The organism is Bradyrhizobium sp. 18BD, assembly GCF_054185225.1.
Map to the genome: position 1 here is coordinate 83,411 of NZ_JAVAYL010000004.1, position 20,142 is coordinate 103,552.

A 20,142-nucleotide genomic window follows, 5' to 3' on the forward strand; every position below is an offset into this window, starting at 1 on the left:
GTGGGGCAGGGAGAGGCGCATGGGCGAGGGCGCAGCCGGACAGGACGACAGGGCAGGCAAGGCGCAAGGTCAACGCGAAGGCCAGCGTGAAGGCCAGCGCCGCCTTGCCCAATGGGTCCGCGACTATCGCCGCCTGCCCGGCATTCCCGACGAATTCCTCGGGCCCGACGGCGCCCCGCGCGCGGTCTGGAGCCGGTTCTTCGACGCTTTCGGCGCGCTCGCCCCCGACGAGGCCGAGCGGCGCTTCGCCATGGCCGACCGTCACCTCCGCGAGGCAGGTGTCACCTACCGCGCGCCCGGCGACAGTGCCGACCGGCCCTGGTCGGTCAGCCACCTGCCGCTGCTGATCGACGAGGCCGACTGGAAGCAGCTCTCGGCCGGCATCACCCAGCGCGCCGAGCTTTTGGAGCTGGTGCTGCGCGACATCTACGGCGAGGGCCGCCTCGTCGCCGAGGGCGCGTTGCCCGCAGCCGCGATCGCCGGCAGCCCCGAATATCTCCGCCCGGTCTGCGGCGTGCCGCCGCCGGGCGGCCGCTACCTCTCGCTCTATGCCGCCGATGTCGGCCGCGGGCCCGACGGCCGCTGGTGGGTGCTCGGCGACCGCACGCAGGCGCCGTCGGGCGCGGGCTATGCGCTCGAGAACCGCCTGGTGCTCTCGCGCGCCTTCTCCGATCTCTACAAGTCGATGAACGTGCCGCGCGTCGCACCGTTCTTCGAAGCGTTCCGCGACAGTCTGCGTGCCCGCGCCGATCGCGACGAGCCGCGCATCGGCGTGCTGACACCGGGCAGTTTCAGCGAGACCTATTTCGAGCATGCGACGCTGGCGCGCTATCTCGGCTTCCTGCTGGTCGAGGGCGACGATCTCGCGGTCAGCGACAACCGCGTCCACATCCGCACCGTCGCGGGCCTGAAGCGGCTCGACGTGCTCCTGCGCCGCGTCGATTCCAACTCGCTCGATCCGCTCGAGCTCGATGCCTCCTCGCATCTCGGCGTGCCCGGCCTGATCGACGTGCTGCGCAAGGACGGCGTCGTCGTGGCCAACATGCCGGGTTCGGGCGTGCTGGAGGCGCGAGCGCTGCTCGGCTTCCTGCCGGCGCTGAGCCGTCGCCTGCTCGGCGAAGAGCTGAAGATGCCGCACATCGCGACCTGGTGGTGCGGCCAGCGCAATGCGCGCGACGAGGTGCTGTCGCGGCTCGATGAGGTCGCAATCGAAGGTGCCTATCGCCGCGGCGTGCCCGGCTTCGACAGCAATGGGCCGGTGCTCGCGAGCGAGCTCGACGCGGCCGGACGCCAGCGCCTGATCGACGCCATCGGCGCTCGCGGCATGGACTATGTCGGCCAGGAGGTGGTGCGGCTCTCGACCATGCCGGTGTGGGAGCAGGGCCAGCTCACGCCGCGCCCGTTCGTGCTGCGCGTGTTCGCAGCCGCGACGCCCGACGGCTGGGCCATCATGCCCGGCGGCTTCTGCCGGATTGCCGAGCAGCCGGATGCGCGCGCTGTGTCGATGGGCGACGGTGCCCGCGCCGCCGACGTCTGGGTGGTCTCCGACAAGCAGGTCTCGACCGCGACCCTGCTGCCGGCGAAGGACAAGGTTCGCATCCGCCGCATCGCCGGGGTGCTGCCGAGCCGCGCCGCCGACAATCTGTTCTGGCTCGGCCGCTATCTCGAACGCGCCGAGGCGACGTTGCGGCTGGTGCGCGCGCTGGGCTCGCCGAGCGGGCCCAACAAGGGCACCGCGGCCTCGCTGCAATCGTCCGAACGCATCCAGCGCCTGCTGGTCGCCTGGGGCGCGATCTCGCAGACCTCGCGCGCGACACCGGGGCGCATCACCGCCGAGGCATTGCAGAGCGCCGAGCGTTTCGGTTCGGCCCTGTCGCTGGTGCGTTCGGCCCAGCGCACCGCGACCTCGTTGCGCGAGCGGCTGTCGCCCGATGCCTGGCAGGTCATCACCGAGATGGCCGACCGGCTCGCCTACGAGGTCGAGGGCGACGACGGCGTGCTGAGCGCCGCCGAGCTGACCTTGCAGGAGCTTTCGAGCTTTGCGGGCCTTGCGCAGGAGAACATGAACCGTGCCGCCGGCTGGCGCTTCCTCGACATCGGCCGCCGCGCCGAGCGCGCCATCAACACGGCGCGGTTCGCGCGTCAGTTCGCCTATGACGAGGCCGGCGACGAGGATCTCGATATCCTGCTGACGCTGGTGGATTCGCAGATCACCTACCGTTCGCGCTATCTGCTGGCGCCGATCCTGGCGCCGGTGCGCGATCTCGCCGTGCTCGACAGCTACAATCCGCGTTCCGTCGCGTTCCAGGTGGCGGCGCTGAACGAGCACATCGCGGCATTGCCGAGCCTGAAGGAGCACGGCCTGATCGAGAAGCCGCAACGGCTCGCGGTGGCCGTGCAGTCGATGCTGGCGACCGCGGAGGCCGAGAAGCTCGAGGTCAAGACGCTGTTCTCGCTGGAGCAGGATCTGCTCAGCCTCGCCGAGGCGATCGGCCAGCACTACTTCCCGCACGGTCCCAATGCCGCCCGGCCGGAAAAGCTGACGGGGCTGGCGTGATCTACGACATAAGGCACGTCACCACCTACGAATACGAAAGTCCGGTCAGCTTCGCCCGCTGCACGCTGCGGCTGGAGCCGAAAAGCGGCCATGGCCAGCAGCTGATCTCGCACAGCGTCGACATCCGTCCGCGCCCCGCCGAGCGCAACGTTCGCCGCGATTTCTTCGGCACGCTGACCGAGAGCGTCGTGATCGAAGCCGCGCATCGCAATCTGCGTATCGATTCACGTTCGCGCGTCTCCGTCGACCGGCAGCCGCCGGCGCGCGACGCCGCGAGCCCGGCCTGGGAGGGTATCCGCGATATCGCGTTCGAAGCGACCAGCCTCGGCCCGTCCTCGCCGGTCGGCTATGTCTTTGCGAGCCCGCTGGTGCCGGTGCTGCGCCTGGTCAGCGCCTATGCGGCCGCGAGCTTCGCGCCCGGCGCCGGCATCCTCGCTGGTGCGGTCGATCTGATGCATCGCATCCGCACCGAATTCCGCTACGACCCCAAGGCCACCGTGATCTCGACGCCGCTCAACGAGGTCTTCGACAAGCGCCACGGTGTCTGCCAGGATTTTGCCCATGTGATGATAGCAGGGCTTCGCGGGCTCGGCCTGCCTGCGGCCTATGTCAGCGGCTATTTGCGCACCATTCCGCCGGCGGGCCAGCCGCGTTTGCAGGGCGCGGACGCGACGCATGCGTGGGTATCGTTGTGGTGCGGGGCGGAGCTCGGCTGGATCGATTTCGATCCGACCAACGATCTCTTGGTCGCCAACGACCATATCGTGCTCGCGGTCGGCCGCGACTTCTCCGATGTGTCTCCCGTGGACGGCATCATCGTCGGCTCGCCGAAACAGAAGCTCGGCGTCGCCGTGGACGTGCTGCTGGTGGAGTGATTGTTCGGCGAGGGAACGCGGGAAAATTGTTTCGGCATGTTTCCTGTTTGTGGCCAAAGCCCGTTCATTAAGCGCTTGTTAACGCTGCGACGCGACATTCCGGCGCATCATCATTGCTGAAGCGGTTCGCGGACATCTGCGGCAAAGCTTCCGGCGGAGACTCCATGACTGCGACTTCGTTTGCCTTCGCGCCGGCGGCAGCCGGCGCGCCGGATGCGGCTGACTATTTGCTGAGGGGACGCGAGCACTATCGCCGCGGCAGGCTCAGGGACGCCATCGCGATCTTCCAGGCGGGACTAGCGCTCGCGACGACGACGGCGATCGGCGCAGCCGGCGGCGTCGTGGCCGACCTTCATGCCGCGCTCGCCAACGCCTTCATGCTCTGCGACGACATCGTCTCCGCGGGCGAGAACTACAAGGCGGCCCTGCGTCTTTCGCCGCATCTCGTCGCCTGCTGGTGCAATCTCGGCATCGTCCATCAGCGCAGCGGCATGGCGCAGCAAGCCATCGCACTCTATCTGGAAGCGCTCCGCCTCAATCCGGCGCACAGGCCGTCGCGGACCAATCTGGTCGAGGCGCTGGTCGCAACCCGGCAGTTTGCCATTGCCAGGACGCTGCTGCGCGAATTGCTGGAGGAGACGCCTGAGGATGCCGCCCTCCACAGCCAGCTCGGCAAGGTCTGCTTCGAGCTTGGTGAGACCAGTGAAGCCATCGCGCATTTCGAGCAGGCGATTGTGCTCGCGCCCGATCATGCCGAGAATTTCTACTGGATCGGCGCGATCCGGCAGGCGCGGGGCGAGAATGAGGCGGCGCAGGCGGCCTACATCCGCGCCGCGCAGGCGCATCCGGTGTTGCGCAAGCCCGCGATCACATCGCCGCCCGCATTCCGGGCGCTGGCGCTGTTCGCGCCCTTCGTCGGCAACACGCCGGTCGAGTTCCTGTTCAAGCACTGCGCTTACGAGACCAGCATCCTGTCGCTGTTGCCTCAAAGCCGGCCGGACATCGCGATGCTCGCGCATCAAGCCGATGTCGTCGTCAATCTCGTGTCCGATGCCGACCAGGGCGGGGAGGTTCTGCCGCTCGTTGCCGCCCTTGCCAGGGCGACCGGCAAGCCTGTTATCAACGATCCCGGAAAAATCCTGCGCACCACGCGCGATGCCACGGCGCTCGGGCTTGCCGGCATTGCGGGATGCGTTGTGCCGCGCACGATCCGCGTCGGTGCGGGCGAGGGACTTGCCGCGCGCGCTGAGCTCGCATTTCCGCTGCTGGCGCGGCCGGCCGGCACCCATGGCGGCGACATCTTCGAGAAGCTCGACGACGATGTGGCGCTGGCCACGTTCCTCGCAGAGCACGCGGACAGCGACCGCTACGTGATCGACTATGTCGACTATCGCTCCCTTGACGGCTTCTTCCGCAAGTACAGATTCCTGTTCGTCGGCGAGGACATCCTGCCCTATCATCTGGCGATCGGGGACGACTGGAAGCTGCATCGCGACAGCACGGAGATGGCGCATCACGCCTGGATGCAGGCGGAGGAAGAGCGCTTCCTGCGCGATCCCGGTAAGGTCTTCGGCGCTGCGCATGACGACATGTTGCGGGCGATCCGCGACCGCATCGGTCTCGACTATTTCGGGATCGATTGCGCCCTCGACCGCGACGGCCGCCTCGTCGTGTTCGAGGTCAACGCTTCCATGCTGGTGCATGAACAGAATCAGGATTGTCCCTACAAGGACCCCTATGTCCGCCGGATCAAGGTCGCCTTCGACGCCATGTTGGCGCGCCGCGCGCGCGGGATTTGACGCTGCCTCCGCAACACGGCGCGGGCGTCCGCGCCTGGCCGCGCGCAATGTTCTGTCGCCGCCGGGCGTCCCCATGACATGAAGTTTAAGGTCGGCCATTGGCCGGGCCCTGCACCCGGGCTGTACCGGACGGTGACCGCAACCGTGATGTTGCGAAGCGGTACCGCAACATATTTTCGTGTCCCTGTTTCGGGATTTGTCCAGCCAGCCAAAGTTGGGCTATGCTGGCTCGTGCGTCGAGGAAGGACGAGGCGTCGGGAGCACGCGTGGGACACGACCGACAAACGGGGCTGCATCCATGATCACGTTGCCAAGATTGGCGGCCGAGTCCCTGGAGAAGTTGCTGGGCACGTTCATGCGTCGTCGCTACGACGAGGACTCTGCAAGGATCGTGGAGGGAGCAACGCGCACGGCAATGGAGTGCATCGGCAACAGTGACGCGCTCTACCACAATATCGAGCATACCATGCTGGTGACGCTGGCGGGCCAGGCGATCCTCCAGGGCCGCCATCTGCACGGACACCTCTCGGCTGAGGATTATACCCACATTCTCGTGGCCTGCCTCGCGCACGACATCGGCTATGTCCGTGGCCTGTTCGAGGATGATGATGAGGACGGCTTCGTGATCGACGCGGCAGGGACCAAGGTCTCTTTGCCGCGGGGGGCATCGGATGCCAGCCTCATGATGTATCACGTTGATCGGTCGAAGCTTTACGTAGAGCAGCGGCTCCTGCCCGTCGAAGGCCTCGACAGCGAGCGCATTGCCCGCGCCATCGAGGGAACGCGTTTTCCGGCCCGCGAGGGCCAGGACTATGACGAGGACGCCTCGATCCTGCGCGCCGCCGATTTCATCGGCCAGCTCGGCGATCCCAACTATCTGCGCAAGGCCAACGCGCTCTACTACGAGTTCGAGGAAGTCGGCATGAACAGGCAGCTCGGCTACGACTCGCCCGCCGACATCGTGAACCGCTATCCACAGTTCTACTGGAATAGCGTCGCACCGCACATCCAGACCGAGATCGGCTATCTCAACAAGACCGAGATCGGCCGGCAATGGATCGCCAATCTCTACAGCAACGTCTTCCGCGCCGAGCGCGAGATCTCGCTGTCCGGGCCGCAGAAGTAGCCTGCGCGCTTGCAGGTGCCGTAGCCCGCATGGAGCGAAGCGGAATGCGGGGACGCCTGCATCCGCGATTCCCGGATTACGCTGCGCTCCATCCGGGCTACGAAGTCCCAATCCGTGAGCAAATCATGCAACAAAAAACCATCACCACGGACGTCCTCGACATCGCCTATCTCGACTACGGCGCGCCCGACGGCTGGCCCTGCATCATGGGCCACGGCTTCCCCTATGACGTGAACGCCTATGCCGAGGCCGCGCTGATCATCGCGGCGGCGGGCGCGCGGGTGCTGGTGCCCTGGCTGCGCGGCTACGGGCCGACGCGGTTTCGTTCAGCTTCGACCTTGCGCTCCGGCGAGCAGGCCGCGCTCGGCGCGGATCTCCTGGCTTTTATGGATGCTCTCAAAATAGAACACGCAATCGTCGGCGGTTATGACTGGGGCGGGCGGGCCGCCTGCGTCGTCTCGGCGTTATACCCGCAGCGCGTGACCGGCCTCGTCTCCGGCAATTCCTACAACATCCAGAACATCGCGCGTGCGATGGAGCCGGCCTCACCGCCGGAGGAAGCCGCGCTGTGGTATCAATATCTCTTCCACAACGAGCGCGGCCGCCGAGCGCTGGAGCGCAACCGCCGCGGCTTCGCCCGCCAGCTCTGGGCGATGTGGTCGCCGACATGGAGCTTTGACGACGCGACGTTCGCCAGGAGCGCGGCGTCGTTCGACAATCCTGACTTCGTCGATGTCGTGATCCACTCCTACCGTCACCGCTACGCGCTGGTCGAAGGCGATCCCGCCTACGCCGCGATCGAAGCAAAGCTCGCGGCGCAACCGGCCATCCGCGTGCCGACGATTGCGATCGACGGCGACAGCGACGGCGTCAATCCCGGCACCGCCCACCACGCGCGCAAGTTCGAAGGCTTTTTCGAGCGGCGCGTGTTCGCCGGCGCCGGCCACAATCTCCCGCAGGAGCGCCCCGCCGAATGGGCGCAGGCGGTGCTGGATGTGCGGAAGGCGACTGATCGATAGGCTAGTGCGTCCGTTGACAGCCTGGCTCCTCACCATGAGGGTTTAGGGCCAACCTTCCAATTTTTCTTGACCTTGGGAACCTTTTCCAACCGCAGCCGTCCAAGCTGTGGGGCCGCTTGTGTGCGGCTCGTTGCAGGGGAGGTTTTCGATGACGTCACAAGCGCGCAGGCTGGAACGTGTCGCGGTCGCGCAGGCGCCGACCGATCGGCCTGACAGGGCGGAGGTCGAGCAGGCAATCCGGACCATGATCCGCTGGGCCGGCGACGATCCCGCGCGCGACGGCTTGCGCGAGACGCCGGACCGCGTCGCGCGTGCCTTTGATGAATATTTCTCCGGCTACGCGCAGGATCCGACCGAAATCCTGCAAAAGACCTTCGAGGAGATCGAAGGTTACGACGAGATGATCGTCCTGCGCGGCGTTCGCTTCGAAAGCCATTGCGAGCACCACATGGCGCCGATCGTCGGCCGCGCCTGGGTCGCCTATATCCCGCAGGGCCGCGTCGTCGGCATCTCGAAACTTGCGCGTCTGGTGGATATCTACGCCAAACGTCTCCAGATCCAGGAGAAGATGACCGCGCAGATCGCCAACACCATCAACGACGTGCTGAGGCCCGAAGGTGTCGGCGTCATTATCAAGGCGACGCATCACTGCATGACCACGCGCGGCGCGCACAAGCCGGGGACCGATCTCGTCACCAGCCGCATGTTGGGTGTGTTCCGCGACAACGCATTGACCCGACAGGAGCTGCTGGGGCTGGCCAATTCGGACGATTGATCCGCAAGGAGACGACGCCAAGGAGCGATGCCAAGGAGGCGATGCCATGACCGAGGACAAGACGCCGAGTGGACCCGACCTGACCAAAGGCGTGTCGCTGACCGAATTCAAGGACGGCAAATTGCTCGGCCATGTCGGTGCGGAAGACGTCCTCCTGGTGCAGGCCGGCGGCGAGATTTTTGCGATCGAGCCGGCCTGCAGCCATTATCACGGCCCGCTCGCCGAGGGCCTCGTGGTCGACGACACCATCCGCTGCGCCTGGCACCACGCCTGCTTCTCCTTGCGCACGGGAGAGGCCACCCGTCCGCCGGCACTGAATGCGCTGGCGGTGTGGGATGTCTCGCGCGACCAGGACAGGATCATCGTTCAGCGCAAGCGCGAGGCGCGAAAGCCGTCGGCCGCGCACCGCAGTGCGCCGTCACCCGAAAAATTCGTCATCGTCGGCGGCGGCGCGGCCGGCTTCGCGGCGGCCGAGACGCTCCGGCGCGAGGGTTTTGCCGGCGCCATCACCATGCTCAGCAGTGACGGCGCGATGCCGGTGGACCGGCCCAACCTCTCCAAGGATTATCTCGCCGGCAGCGCGCCCGAGGATTGGCTACCGCTGAGGGGCGAGGATTTTTATCAGGACGCCGGCATCGACCTCAGGCTCAACACGAATGTCTCCGCGATCGATGCGAAGACGCGCAGCGTCACGCTCGGCAATGGCGACAAGCTCCCGTTCGACAGGCTGCTGCTCGCCACCGGTGCCGAGCCGGTCAGATTGCAGATCCCGGGCGCCGACCAGCCGCATGTCCACACCTTGCGTTCCGTCGCCGACAGCCGCGCCATCATCAAGGCCGCAGGAGTTGCGAAACGCGCGCTGGTGATCGGCGCCAGCTTTATCGGGCTCGAAGTCGCGGCCTCCTTGCGGGCGCGCAAGATCGAGGTGCACGTGGTCGCGCCGGAGGAACGGCCGATGCAGAAGGTGCTCGGGCCCGACATGGGCGACTTCGTACGTGCGCTTCACCAGGAGAACGGCGTCAACTTCCACCTCCAGGACACCGTCGAGAAGCTCGACGGCACCCGTGCCACGCTGAAGAGCGGCGCTGTGATCGAGGCCAATCTCGTCGTGGTCGGCATCGGCGTCAAGCCGCGCCTTGCGCTGGCCGAGCATGCCGGGCTTGCCGCCGATCGTGGCATCAGCGTCAGCGAATTCCTGGAGACCAGCGTCGCCGGCATCTTCGCGGCCGGCGACATCGCGCGCTGGCCCGATCCGCATTCCCGGCAAACCATTCGTGTCGAGCATTGGGTGGTGGCGGAGCGGCAGGGCCAGACCGCGGCGCGCAACATGCTGGGCAAGCGCGAGCGCTTCGACGCCGTGCCCTTCTTCTGGAGTCAGCATTACGACGTGCCGATCAACTATGTCGGCCACGCCGAGAGCTTTGACGACGTCGCGATCGACGGCAGCATTTCCGGCAGGGACTGCCTGCTGAAGTACCGCAAGGGCGGCCGCGTGCTCGCAGTTGCCTCAATTTATCGCGATCTCGACAACCTCAAGGCCGAGTTCGAGATGGAGCGCTCCCGCGCCTGACGCCCCCTCGGGCTTGATTTGCGTCAATGTTGCTGCCGGCTGCGGCTGCATGCTGGCTGTTGTCCCGGCGCGGCCCGTGCTATCCTGGCGTGTGCCCGAGGGCTTCGCATGTAGGAGTAGCCGCCATGACAAGCGCTTCCGATACGTCTCATCCTTCCAGCCTCGGCTCGGGCATCGCGTCACTCCATGCCAAATGGGGTTGGATCGTCGCCCTTGGTGTCGTCTACCTCATCACCGGTTTCATCGCGCTCGGCAGCATGATGATGGCAACGGTGGCGAGCGTCCTCGTGGTCGGCGTCATGATGATCATCGCCGGCGTGACCGAGGTGATCGGCGCATTCCAGATGAAGAGCTGGGGCAAGTTCCTGATCTGGGCCTTGCTCGGTGTGCTCTACATCGTTGCCGGCTTCCTGACCTTCGAGAATCCGCTGTTCGCGGCAGTGCTGCTGACGCTCTTCCTCGGCGCATCGCTGCTCGCGTCCGGCGCGGTCAGATTGTTTCTCGCCTTCAGCATGAAGCGGGAGAGCCCCTGGGTCTGGGTCGCGCTGTCGGCCGTGATCACGCTATTGCTCGGGCTGCTGATCCTGGCGCGCTGGCCGGTCAACAGCGTCTACATCCTCGGCCTGTTCCTCGGCATCGACCTGATCATGGCGGGCGCGGGCTGGATCAGCGTCGGCCTCGGTCTGAAGTCGCGCCACTAAGCATGATCCGGAAAAGTGCGCAGCGGTTTTCCGGAAAGATCATGTTCAAATAACAACCTAAAGCGCGATGACGATTCATCCCGATCTCATCGCGCTTTAGGGCTACCAGCAACTCGACGCAAGACCATCTTGCGGAACTCCGGTGAGCTGACGCGCTGACAAAAAGCAGCACGCCGCGCCGCCTCGCGCGGACGATAAGCACCGGGGAGAAACCATGAAAGCCGCTTTGGCCCTGGCCGCAGCGCTGGCTGCCGCCTGCCTGTCCGCGCCCGCATCCGCGCAGAAATCCTACGGTCCCGGCGTCACCGACACCGAGATCAAGATCGGCAACACCATGCCCTATAGCGGCCCGGCATCGCCGCTCGGCATCACCGGCAGGGTCATCTCGGCCTATTTCGACGAGGTCAACGAGAAGGGCGGGGTCAACGGCCGCAAGCTCAATTTGCTGTCGCTCGACGACGCGTTCTCGCCGCCGAAGACCATGGAAGCGGCGCGGCGGCTGGTCGAGGGCGATGGCGTCGCCTTCATCTTCGCGACCATGGGCACCGCGCCGAGCTCGGCGATCGCAAAGTATCTCAACAGCAACAAGGTGCCGCAGATCTTCCTGATCAGCTCGGCCTCGAAGTGGAACGATCCCGCCAACATGCCGTGGTCGATGGCGCTGCCCTGGGCGCCGAACTACACCAGCGAGGCCGCCATCGACGTCGCCTATGCCCGGGCCAAGAACCCCAATGCGCGCTTCGCGGTGCTCTATCAGAACGACGACGCCGGCAAGGAATATCTTCGCGGCGTCAAGGAAGCGCTCGGCGCCGACGCCGACAAGGCGATCGCGATGGCCTCGAGCTTCGAGGTCGCCGATCCCACCGTCGATTCCCAGGTGCTGACGCTCGCCAACACCAAGGCCGACGTCTTTATGATTTACTCAGTGACGCCGCGCGCCTGCGCACAGGCGATCCGCAAGGCGCACGAGGTCGGCTGGCAGCCGACGCGCTTCCTCGCCAGCGGGTGCGCCAACAAGGCGACCGTGATGGTGCCGGCCGGGCTCGACGCCGGCAAGGGCGTGCTGTCGCTCGGTTCGCTCAAGCCGTTCGTCGAGGCGCCGAAGGACGATCCGGCGATGACGGCCTATATCGAGTTCATGAAGAAGCGCCTGCCCAATGCCGACATCAACAACGTCGCCGGCCTCTACGGCTACACCGTCGCCGAGGCGCTGGTAGTCCTGCTCAAGCAGTGCAAGGACAATCTGACGCGCGAGAACATCATGGCGCAGGCGTCCAATCTGAAGAACGTGCCGCTGTCGCTGCTGATGCCCGGCATCACGCTCAACACCACCCCGCAGGATTTCCGCCCGATCAAGGACGGCTACATGCTCCAGTTCGACGGCAACGACTGGGTCGTGGCAAGCGAGCTGCTGCGGGGGACGTGAGGGGGCAATTGGGCGACCGGCCGCAGAGACGGTGCACCCTCTCCCCTTGCGGGAGAGGGTGGATCGCCGCGAAGCGGCGAGCCGGGTGAGGGGTCTCTCTCCGCGAGTCGGCTCTACATTGAGCTCGCGGATGCAACCCCTCATCCGGCGCTTCGCGCCACCTTCTCCCGCAAGGGGAGAAGGGAAGAGGCACCTTCATTCGGCGCGGCTTCCGCTGCACGAACAGGAGACCACCATGGACTTTCAACACTCCGCCCGTTCGCTGGAGCTGCAGGAGCGCGTGCGCCTGTTCATGCGCACACATGTCGAGCCGGTCGAGGAGCTCTATTACGAACAGGTGAAGCCTGAGGCCGCGCGCTACAAGACGCCGCCTGTGCTGCAGGACCTCAAGCGGCTGGCGCGGGAGCAGGGGCTCTGGAACCTGTTTCCCTCTGGCGAGCACGGCCCAGATCTTACAAAGCCGGGCCTCACCAACCTCGAATATGCGCCGGTGAAGGAGATCATGGGCCGCATCCTCTGGGCGCCCGAGGTCTTCAACTGCTCGGCGCCCGATGTCGGCAACATGGAGGTGCTGGCAAACTACGGCACCAAGGCGCAGCAGGAGCGCTGGCTGAAGCCGCTGCTGGAGGGGCGCATCCGCTCCGGCTTCTCGATGACCGAGCCGCAGGTCGCTTCCAGCGATGCCACCAACATCCAGTGCGCGATCACGCGCGACGGCGACGACTACGTCATCAACGGGCGAAAGTGGTTCACCTCGGGTGCCATGAACGAGGATTGCGAGATCCTGATCGTGATGGGCAAGACCGCCCCTGATGATCCCGACCGCCATCGCCAGCAATCCATGATCCTGGTGCCCAGGAATACGCCCGGCGTGCGCATCGTCCGCGACATGCTCACCTACGGCTACGACGACGCGCCGGTCGGTCATCCCGAGATCGTCTACGAGAACGTCCGCGTGCCCGCCGCGAACATGCTGCTCGGTGAAGGCCGCGGCTTCGAGATCGCGCAAGGTAGGCTCGGCCCCGGCCGCATTCACCATTGCATGCGATTGATCGGCTGCGCCCAGCGTGCGCTGGAATTGATGTGCCAGCGTTCGGTCTCGCGCGTCGCGTTCGGCAAGCCGCTTGCCGAGCAGGGCTCGGTGCGCGAGGACATCGCGCACTCCTTCTGCGAGATCGCGCAGGCGCGCCTGCTGACGCTGCAAGCCGCGGACAGGATGGACCGTGAAGGCAACAAGGCCGCGCGCGACTTGATCGCCGCCGCCAAGATCGTGGTGCCCAGCATGGCCGCGCGCGTCATCGATCGTGCCATCCAGATCCACGGCGCCGCCGGCGTCTCGCAGGACACGTTCCTTGCGCGCGCCTACGTCTATGCCCGCTTCATCCGCATCGGTGACGGGCCGGATCAAGTGCACCTCGCCGCCGTCGGCAAGGAACTGATCAAGCGCGGTGGAGTGATCGGAGGCTAGAGCATGATCCGGAAAAGTGCGCAGCGGTTTTCCGAGAAGATCATGCTCAAACAACAATCTAAAGCGCGATGACGATTCATCCTAATCTCGTCGCGCTTTAGCGCCTCCCGTTGCAAAACAACGATATGCAACTCTCCTGAAGTTCCGCGCATCGTGGGTTTCACGGGTGTTCCGCAATCTCCCTCACTGCTGAGCGCGTAAGATTCCGGGGTTCGAAGACCGATGATCCCCGGGGTCATGTTGCTGACTCAATCTCTGTCTTAGACGGCGATAACGAAAACACGACGCGGGACCGCTCAGGTTCTCGCAATGGTTCCGCAGCCAAGGGGTTGGCGCGAATCCGCAAAATATTGGCGCAAGTTCCGAAACGCTCCCGCGTTCGCTTGACCATGTTCTGCGACCGGAACCGGACGAAAATCAAAGGAGATGTAATGGTGTTCCGCTCGAGCGCCGCAATTTGCGGCGCCCTGGTTGCGCTTGGCGTTTCTGTGACCATTGCCCGTGGTGAAACAAGTGGGGTTCAATCAAGTGCCGTCGTCGAAGCCGCCTGTGGGGATATGATCGTCGGCGCGGCGTCCACGTATAATCCGTTCAAGCCCGGCAAGGAGGAGGGCGGCCCGAGAACAGCCTCCGGCGAGCGTTATGATCCCGAAGTGTGGACAGCCGCAATCAAGACGAGCTTGCGTCAGAAATTTGGCGGCGTCCAATTTGGTGTGAGACCGAAATTTGCGCTCGTCGAGGCCGCCGGCAAGAAGGTCATCGTCAAGATCAATGACGTGGGGCCGCTCAGGCCCGGGCGCATCATCGATCTCAATGAGCGGACCATGCGCCATTTCGATCCGAGCATGGAGCGCGGCGTCATTCCTGACGTCACGGTCAGGCCGCTATCCGGTAATGACTGGACGCCCGGGCCGGTCGGCTGAACCTTCGTTGATCTGGATCAACGAGGCCGTGCCGCCGCATGGCGCGATGCGTGTCGCACTCCCGCTCGCATCGCACCGGAGCCCCCATCATGTGGGTCCTGATGTACGTCTTCTCCTATTCGGTCAGTCCGGCCGCGACCAACGACAAGGCGGAATGGCGGCTGCTGCCGACCGTCGTCTTTCAGGAATTCTCGAGCGAAGAGCGCTGCAGGGCGGCAAAGACGACGCTTGAGGGCAGCCTGAGCCAGGCAGGCGCCAGGCTGAAGAGCGGCCTGGAAGACCTGAAGAGCCTGGGCAAGGCGGATCCGAGCCAGATCATCATCGCCTACAACGTGGAATGCCTGCCGAAATAGGCGCAACGGCGGACTGGCCGGTCTATCGAGAGGTCGTCATGTTGGAACGGTCCATTCTGGCACAAACTGCATAGTTTTCCCGGTTTAACCCATGTTAGTCTTGGGCATGGGCGACGAGCTTTTCCTGCGTGTCATTGCCATTGCGGCCGGTGCTTTCACCGTCGCCGCCATCTCCGCCGTCATCTTCAGCCATTGATCTACCTCAAGCCGCGCGCGTCCCTCGGGCGTCTCCTGTCGTGGGCAGACACTCGGACGGAGTGCAATGATGCGGCCGTGGGCGATGCATTCGCTGGCTTGGGGGTTGACCGCGATCGGCTTGATCGCTCTCGCTACCATGATGCTCTGAGGCCGTCTGTGACCGCGCCGTTGCAGGTCCAGGCGCGCTGGCGGATGATGAGGCATGACAGGGCAACCCATCCTCATTGTCTTCGGCGGCCTTCCCGCGACCGGGAAGACCACGCTCTCGCGCGAACTGGCGCGACGGCTCGCTGCGAGCTATATCCGTGTCGATGCGATCGAACATCTGCTCAAACGGGTGGAACTCTATCTTCGCGACGCGATTGAGTGATGGAGTTCCGCCCGGCGCGACACTTTGTCGGCGTCGAACTCCGTCATCATCTGTTCAAGATTCACAGCTAGTGTCTGCATCGACGATTGGTTCGCCGGATGTACGCGAGCTGGATCGCAAGCCTCGGCCCGCGTGCCGGGGCTTTTCGTTGTCGAGCATGCACGAGCGCGTCTAAAGCGCGATGAGATTTGGATGAATCGTCATCGCGCTTTAGGTCGTTGTTTGAGCATGATCTTTTCGGAAAACCGCTGCGCACTTTTCCGGATCATGCTTTAGCCGCGCTTCCGTCGCGGCTCGTGATGGCGTAGCGCATCGACGATCACCTTGAAGGCGGCCGAGTTCTGCCGCGAGGTCGGATAATAGATGTAGTAGCCGTCGAACGGCGGCGACCAGTCGTCGAGCACGATGACGAGCTCGCCGGACCGGATCTGCCGCGTCACCATGTCATCGGGCACATAGGCGATGCCGAAGCCTTCGACGGCGGCCTCGATCATCGCGCGGGAATCGTTGAAGGTCAGTTGCCCCTCGACCCGCACGCGGAGGTCGGGACCGTTCCTGGCGAACTCCCACACGTAATGGCCGCCGGCCGCCGCGCGCCGCTTGATGCAGACGTGCTTCAGGAGATCTTGCGGATGCTTCGGCTTCGGATGCTCCTTCAGATAGGCGGGCGAGGCGACCGCGACGAGCCGCCAATCCGGACCGATGCGCACCGCGATCATGTCCTTCTCGACGCTCTCGCCGAGGCGGATGCCTGCGTCGAAACCGTCTTCGACGATGTTGCGGAACGCCGTGTCGACGCTGAACTCGACCTTGATGTCGGGATATTTCTGCAGGACCGGCGCCAGTTTCGGCCACACGGCCTTGTCGAGGGCATGCTCCGAGAGGGTGATCCGGATCGTGCCCGACGGCTTGTCGCGCAGCGACATCAGCGCGGCGATGTCGCGCTCGATCTCCTCGATGCGCGGTGCAACTGATTGCCGCAGCCGCTCGCCGGCCTCGGTCAGGCCGACGCTGCGGGTCGTGCGTGTCAGCAGCCGCAGGCCCATCTGCGATTCCAGCCGCTTGATGGTGTGGCTGAGCGTCGACTGCACGACGCCCAGTTTCGCCGCGGCCTTCGTGAAGCTGCGCTCGCGGGCGACGGCCACGAAAGCCAGGAGGTCGTTGAAATCCTGTGCTGCCATGGCCGCGACTATTCATGGCCTGCATCGATCAATGCAAGCAAATTATATCGGCTAATCGAATGCCGCCCCAGGCGCTAGTTGTTGCCGTGAGCCCGCTGGGCACTTCGCGAGACATGGATCCCCGATGGACGTCACGACAAATCAGAACACGCCGACGGCCGCGTGGAGTGCCGTCTTTGCGCTGTCGCTTTGCGCCTCGACGCTGATCGCAGCTGAATGGATGCCCGTGAGTCTGCTGACGCCGATCGCGGACTGTCTGTATTTGACCGAAGGCCAGGCCGGGCAAGCCATTTCCGTGTCCGGCCTGTTCGCCATCCTCACCAGTCTCTTCATCTCGGCCGCAACGCGCGGTGTCGATCGTCGGTCCGTCTTGCTGTGGCAGACCGGCATCACCCTCGTCTCCGGCATCCTCGTTGCTTTCGCGCCCAATTATCCGGTCTTCATGGTCGGACGCGCGCTGGTGGGCATGGCTGTCGGCGGCTTCTGGTCGATGTCCGCCGCGACGATGATCCGCCTGGTGCCGGGCAGGGACGTGCCGCGTGCACTTGCGCTTCTCAATGGCGGCAATGCGCTCGCCACACGATCGCCGCGCCTCTCGGCAGCTTCCTCGGCCAGTACATCGGTTGGCGTGGCGCCTTCTTTTGCGTCGTGCCGATTGCCGCGCTGACCCTGCTTTGGCAATTCGTTACGCTGCCGGCCATGCCGAGCCGGGAGCGTGCAAGCCCAGCGGCGGCGTTCAAGGTCCTGCGCCGCCCTGAAGTTCCCTACGGCATGCTCGCCGCGGCGCTGTTCTTCCTCGGGCAGTTCTCGCTGTTCACCTATCTGCGACCGTTCTTCGAAATGGTCACGCGCGTCGAAGCCACGACCATTTCCGTTCTGCTGCTCGTCATGGGCGTGGCTGGGCTCGCCGGAACGTCACTGATCGGGCGCGTCCTCCAGCAGCACCTCTATTCGTCTCTCGTCTTGATGCCGTTCGCAATGGCCGTCATGGCGGTCGCACTGACGGCGTATGGTTCTTCACTCGGCGCGACGGCTGCGCTGATGTTCCTGTGGGGCTTCGTCGGGACGGCGGCGCCCGTCGGCTGGTGGACGTGGTTGAGCAGGGCCTTGCCCGACGACGCCGAAGCAGGCGGCGGCCTGATGGTCGCCGTGGTTCAACTCGCCATCACGATCGGAGCGGCAGGCGGCGGCGTGCTGTTCGACGGCGGCGGTTATCGGGACACCTTTCTGTTCAGCGCCGCCATCCTCGCGCTCTCCTCCGCTGTCGTCTTGATCGGAATCTTTCGTCGCAAGCGAAGAACCAACGCGCAATGCGCGGCTTGTGCCTTGTGAATCGGTTTCGCGCGCAATGATTGAAACGCTGGCAGCAACGAAGGCACGACATGCAAATTCGGCAAGCAGGCTCGCAACCGTCAGTCCAGGCTCCGGCAGAATATTTCACCGGCACGGTCCGTATCGATCCCTTGTTCCCTGCCGTCGATCCGTCGCGCGTCGCCGGCAACCACGTCACGTTTGAGCCCGGCGCGCGCACGGCGTGGCACACGCATCCGTTTGGTCAGACGCTCATCGTGACCTCAGGCCTCGGCCGCGTGCAGCGTTGGGGCGGACCGGTCGAAAACATCCGTCCGGGCGACGTGGTGTCGTTCGAACCCGGCGAGAAGCACTGGCATGGCGCGTCTGTGACGTCTGCCATGAGCCATATCGCGATTCAGGAATCGCTCGACGGCAACCCGGTCACATGGATGGAACGGGTGACGGATGAGCAGTACGGCGCCCCGCCAAGAAAGGAGAATGACAATGAAAGCAACCGTCCTCTACGGACCCGGCGATATCCGCTACGAAGACGTCAACGATCCGAAGATCATTCACCCGACTGACGCCATCATCAAGCTGTCGGCCACCTGCATCTGCGGCTCCGATCTCTGGCCCTATCGCGGGCTGCAGCCCAGCGAAGGCCCCGCGCATATGGGTCACGAATATTGCGGCGTGGTGGTCGAGGTCGGCAGCGCGGTGCGCACCATCAGGCCCGGCCAGTTCGTGGTCGGCTCGTTCTGCCTGTCGGACAACACGTGCCCGCATTGCAAGTTCGGCTTCCAGTCCTCGTGCGAGCAGCGCGAGTTCATGTCGGGCGCGCAGGCTCCCTACGCGCGCGTTGCGCTCGCCGGCGGCACGCTGGTTGCGACAAAAGAGATGCCGGGACCCGATCTCATCCCGCATCTGCTCGCGACCTCCGACGTGCTCGGGACCGGCTGGTATGCGGCCGATGCTGCGAACGTGAAGCAGGGCTCGGTGGTCGCGGTGGTCGGCGACGGCGCGGTCGGCCTGATGGGTGTGCTCGCCGCGAAAGAGATGGGCGCCGAGCGCATCATCGCCATGAGCCGCCACAAGACGCGGCAGGATCTCGCCAAACAATTCGGCGCCACCGACATCGTGGTCGAGCGCGGCGCAGAGGGCATCGCGCGCGTCAAGGAATTGACCCGCGGCGTCGGCGCCGATTCGGTGCTCGAATGCGTCGGCACCCAGGAGGCGATGTCGCAGGCGCTCGAATGCGCGCGGCCCGGCGGCACGATCGGCTATGTCGGCGTTCCCCACGGCGTGACCTTCGAAGGCCAGGCCTTGTTCTTCGCCCAGCGGCGCATGATGGGCGGTCCGGCGCCGGTGCGGCGGTTCCTGCCCGATCTGATGGAGCGGGTGCTCAATGGACGGATCCAGCCGGGCAAGGTGTTCGATCTCACGCTGTCGATCGACCAGGTCGCCGAAGGCTACAAGGCGATGGATGAGCGCCGCGCGATCAAGACGCTGCTGACGGTGTGAGCGCGGGGGAGGGCGCAGGCTATCGGGAGCCGCGTTGCAGGCTCCCGATCAGCCGTCCGACACGCTCGTCGATCTTGCCAAGGGCCGTCGGCGGATCGAGATATTCGATATCGTCCACGTCCCAATATTCGACGCGATGGGCGACGCCCGCAAAGCGGCGCTCGATCATGGGGCGATGCTCCGCGTCCTTGAGCGCGACGACGAGCTCGGCTTCCGCAAAATCGTCGACCGTGCAGAGCACCGGAAGCCGCGTAATGCCGCCTGCCGCAATGCCCTTCTTCTGCAAGGCTTCGAGCGCATGGGGTGAGATCGGCCCCACGTTCTGAGGGAACAGCGCTTCGGCCACGGCGCGCGAGAAGGAGTGCCAGTCCAGCCCTTCGAGCTGGGCCCGATGGTTGAAGATCTCCTCGGCATAGCGGCTGCGATAATAATTGCCGGTGCAGAGAAACAATACGCGCTGGGTCTTGCTCATCAGTCAGCTACTTCCATTCTAGGTCGGATCGCCCTGCGCGGTCATCGCGTCGGCCAATTTGCGCATCAAACGTACCAGCTCCTCGATATCGCGATCGTCCCAGCTTGCAAACATCGTTCCGACGATCCGCTCGCGGGCCCGGTCGACCGCATCCGTCATGGCCTTGCCGGTCGGCGTGATGGTGGCTTCGCTGACGCGCCGATCCGCCTCGCTGGCGTGGCGCTTGACCAGGCCCAGCGTTTCCAGCTTCGCGACCTGCCGGCTGACCGTCGTGTAGTCGCGTCCCATGCGATCGGCGAGGTCGACCACACCGATCGGACCGCGCCGCTCGATGCCGACCAGCAGCGGAAACAGCGCGCGATCGAGCGATATCCCGGCCTCGCGGATCATCATCTCGTCACCCTGCCGGCGGTTCATGACGCTGATGATGTCGATCAACGCCTCGTGAAGCGAACGCACCTGTTTTTTAATATGTGTATTTTGCACCCTTCTTGACATCCCGATAGCCCTCTGCC

17 protein-coding genes and 2 pseudogenes are annotated in these 20,142 nt (G+C 65.0%); 16 read left to right on the forward strand and 3 right to left on the reverse strand.

Features of this window, described 5'->3' with window-relative positions; genetic code table 11:
* The first annotated feature begins 19 nt into the window (after window positions 1-19).
* From RAD16_RS08805 to RAD16_RS08865, 13 genes are all read left to right on the forward strand, one after another.
* Window positions 20-2,557 carry a circularly permuted type 2 ATP-grasp protein gene (locus RAD16_RS08805; RefSeq protein ID WP_458157487.1) on the forward strand — a complete coding sequence of 846 codons (2,538 nt, stop codon included), beginning with the start codon at window positions 20-22 and terminating at the stop codon, window positions 2,555-2,557.
* A complete protein-coding gene (locus RAD16_RS08810) occupies window positions 2,554-3,432 on the forward strand; it encodes a transglutaminase family protein (protein ID WP_458157488.1) in 879 nt (292 codons plus the stop codon). The genes RAD16_RS08805 and RAD16_RS08810 overlap by 4 nt, the downstream gene beginning before the upstream one ends.
* Before the next feature lie 164 nt (window positions 3,433-3,596).
* The gene (locus RAD16_RS08815; protein ID WP_458157489.1) at window positions 3,597-5,231 is read left to right on the forward strand and encodes a tetratricopeptide repeat protein; all 1,635 of its coding nucleotides are present in this window, start codon (window positions 3,597-3,599) and stop codon (window positions 5,229-5,231) included.
* A 298-nt stretch (window positions 5,232-5,529) separates the two neighbouring features.
* Window positions 5,530-6,357 (forward strand): metal-dependent phosphohydrolase, encoded by an 828-nt coding sequence (locus RAD16_RS08820; RefSeq protein ID WP_458157490.1) that lies wholly within the window; start codon window positions 5,530-5,532, stop codon window positions 6,355-6,357.
* A gap of 125 nt (window positions 6,358-6,482) precedes the next feature.
* Window positions 6,483-7,376 carry an alpha/beta fold hydrolase gene (locus RAD16_RS08825; protein WP_458157491.1) on the forward strand — a complete coding sequence of 298 codons (894 nt, stop codon included), beginning with the start codon at window positions 6,483-6,485 and terminating at the stop codon, window positions 7,374-7,376.
* Between the two features lie 148 nt (window positions 7,377-7,524).
* Complete coding sequence (folE, locus tag RAD16_RS08830; protein WP_458157492.1) at window positions 7,525-8,151, forward strand: GTP cyclohydrolase I FolE; 627 nt, start codon at window positions 7,525-7,527, stop codon at window positions 8,149-8,151.
* A 46-nt stretch (window positions 8,152-8,197) separates the two neighbouring features.
* Entirely contained in the window at window positions 8,198-9,721 is a 1,524-nt protein-coding gene (locus tag RAD16_RS08835; RefSeq protein WP_458157493.1) for an FAD-dependent oxidoreductase, read from the forward strand.
* Between the two features lie 125 nt (window positions 9,722-9,846).
* Window positions 9,847-10,422, forward strand: coding sequence for an HdeD family acid-resistance protein (locus RAD16_RS08840; RefSeq protein WP_458157494.1), 576 nt, complete (start codon window positions 9,847-9,849; stop codon window positions 10,420-10,422).
* A 214-nt stretch (window positions 10,423-10,636) separates the two neighbouring features.
* The gene (locus RAD16_RS08845) at window positions 10,637-11,848 is read left to right on the forward strand and encodes an ABC transporter substrate-binding protein (RefSeq protein WP_458157495.1); all 1,212 of its coding nucleotides are present in this window, start codon (window positions 10,637-10,639) and stop codon (window positions 11,846-11,848) included.
* Window positions 11,849-12,083: 235 nt separating this feature from the next.
* Window positions 12,084-13,316, forward strand: a complete 1,233-nt coding sequence (locus tag RAD16_RS08850) for an acyl-CoA dehydrogenase family protein (RefSeq protein ID WP_458157496.1) — start codon at window positions 12,084-12,086, stop codon at window positions 13,314-13,316.
* A gap of 431 nt (window positions 13,317-13,747) precedes the next feature.
* The gene (locus tag RAD16_RS08855) at window positions 13,748-14,239 is read left to right on the forward strand and encodes a septal ring lytic transglycosylase RlpA family protein (protein WP_458157497.1); all 492 of its coding nucleotides are present in this window, start codon (window positions 13,748-13,750) and stop codon (window positions 14,237-14,239) included.
* An 89-nt stretch (window positions 14,240-14,328) separates the two neighbouring features.
* On the forward strand, window positions 14,329-14,592 hold the full coding sequence (locus RAD16_RS08860; protein WP_458157498.1) for a hypothetical protein: 264 nt from the start codon (window positions 14,329-14,331) through the stop codon (window positions 14,590-14,592).
* 400 nt (window positions 14,593-14,992) lie between these two features.
* Entirely contained in the window at window positions 14,993-15,160 is a 168-nt protein-coding gene (locus RAD16_RS08865; RefSeq protein WP_458157499.1) for an AAA family ATPase, read from the forward strand.
* A 272-nt stretch (window positions 15,161-15,432) separates the two neighbouring features.
* Here RAD16_RS08865 and RAD16_RS08870 read toward each other — a convergent pair whose 3' ends face one another.
* Window positions 15,433-16,341: a LysR family transcriptional regulator gene (locus RAD16_RS08870; RefSeq protein ID WP_458157500.1), complete on the reverse strand. Its 909-nt coding sequence runs from the start codon at window positions 16,339-16,341 to the stop codon at window positions 15,433-15,435.
* Between the two features lie 124 nt (window positions 16,342-16,465).
* Between RAD16_RS08870 and RAD16_RS08875 the strand changes: the two are divergent.
* The 3 genes and pseudogenes from RAD16_RS08875 to RAD16_RS08885 all read left to right on the forward strand — a co-directional run bounded on the left by RAD16_RS08875 (window position 16,466) and on the right by RAD16_RS08885 (window position 19,155).
* Window positions 16,466-17,673, forward strand: a pseudogene (locus tag RAD16_RS08875) (MFS transporter).
* Window positions 17,674-17,723: 50 nt separating this feature from the next.
* Window positions 17,724-18,116: pseudogene (locus tag RAD16_RS08880) on the forward strand ((R)-mandelonitrile lyase); the annotation flags it as partial.
* A gap of 22 nt (window positions 18,117-18,138) precedes the next feature.
* The gene (locus RAD16_RS08885) at window positions 18,139-19,155 is read left to right on the forward strand and encodes a zinc-dependent alcohol dehydrogenase family protein (protein ID WP_458157501.1); all 1,017 of its coding nucleotides are present in this window, start codon (window positions 18,139-18,141) and stop codon (window positions 19,153-19,155) included.
* A gap of 19 nt (window positions 19,156-19,174) precedes the next feature.
* On the opposite strand, the gene RAD16_RS08890 is transcribed toward RAD16_RS08885, so the two are convergent.
* Both RAD16_RS08890 and RAD16_RS08895 read right to left on the reverse strand, forming a co-directional pair.
* Window positions 19,175-19,627, reverse strand: coding sequence for an arsenate-mycothiol transferase ArsC (locus RAD16_RS08890; RefSeq protein WP_458157502.1), 453 nt, complete (start codon window positions 19,625-19,627; stop codon window positions 19,175-19,177).
* Window positions 19,628-19,645: 18 nt separating this feature from the next.
* Complete coding sequence (locus RAD16_RS08895; protein ID WP_458157503.1) at window positions 19,646-20,125, reverse strand: MarR family winged helix-turn-helix transcriptional regulator; 480 nt, start codon at window positions 20,123-20,125, stop codon at window positions 19,646-19,648.
* Between the last annotated feature and the right edge of the window lie 17 nt (window positions 20,126-20,142).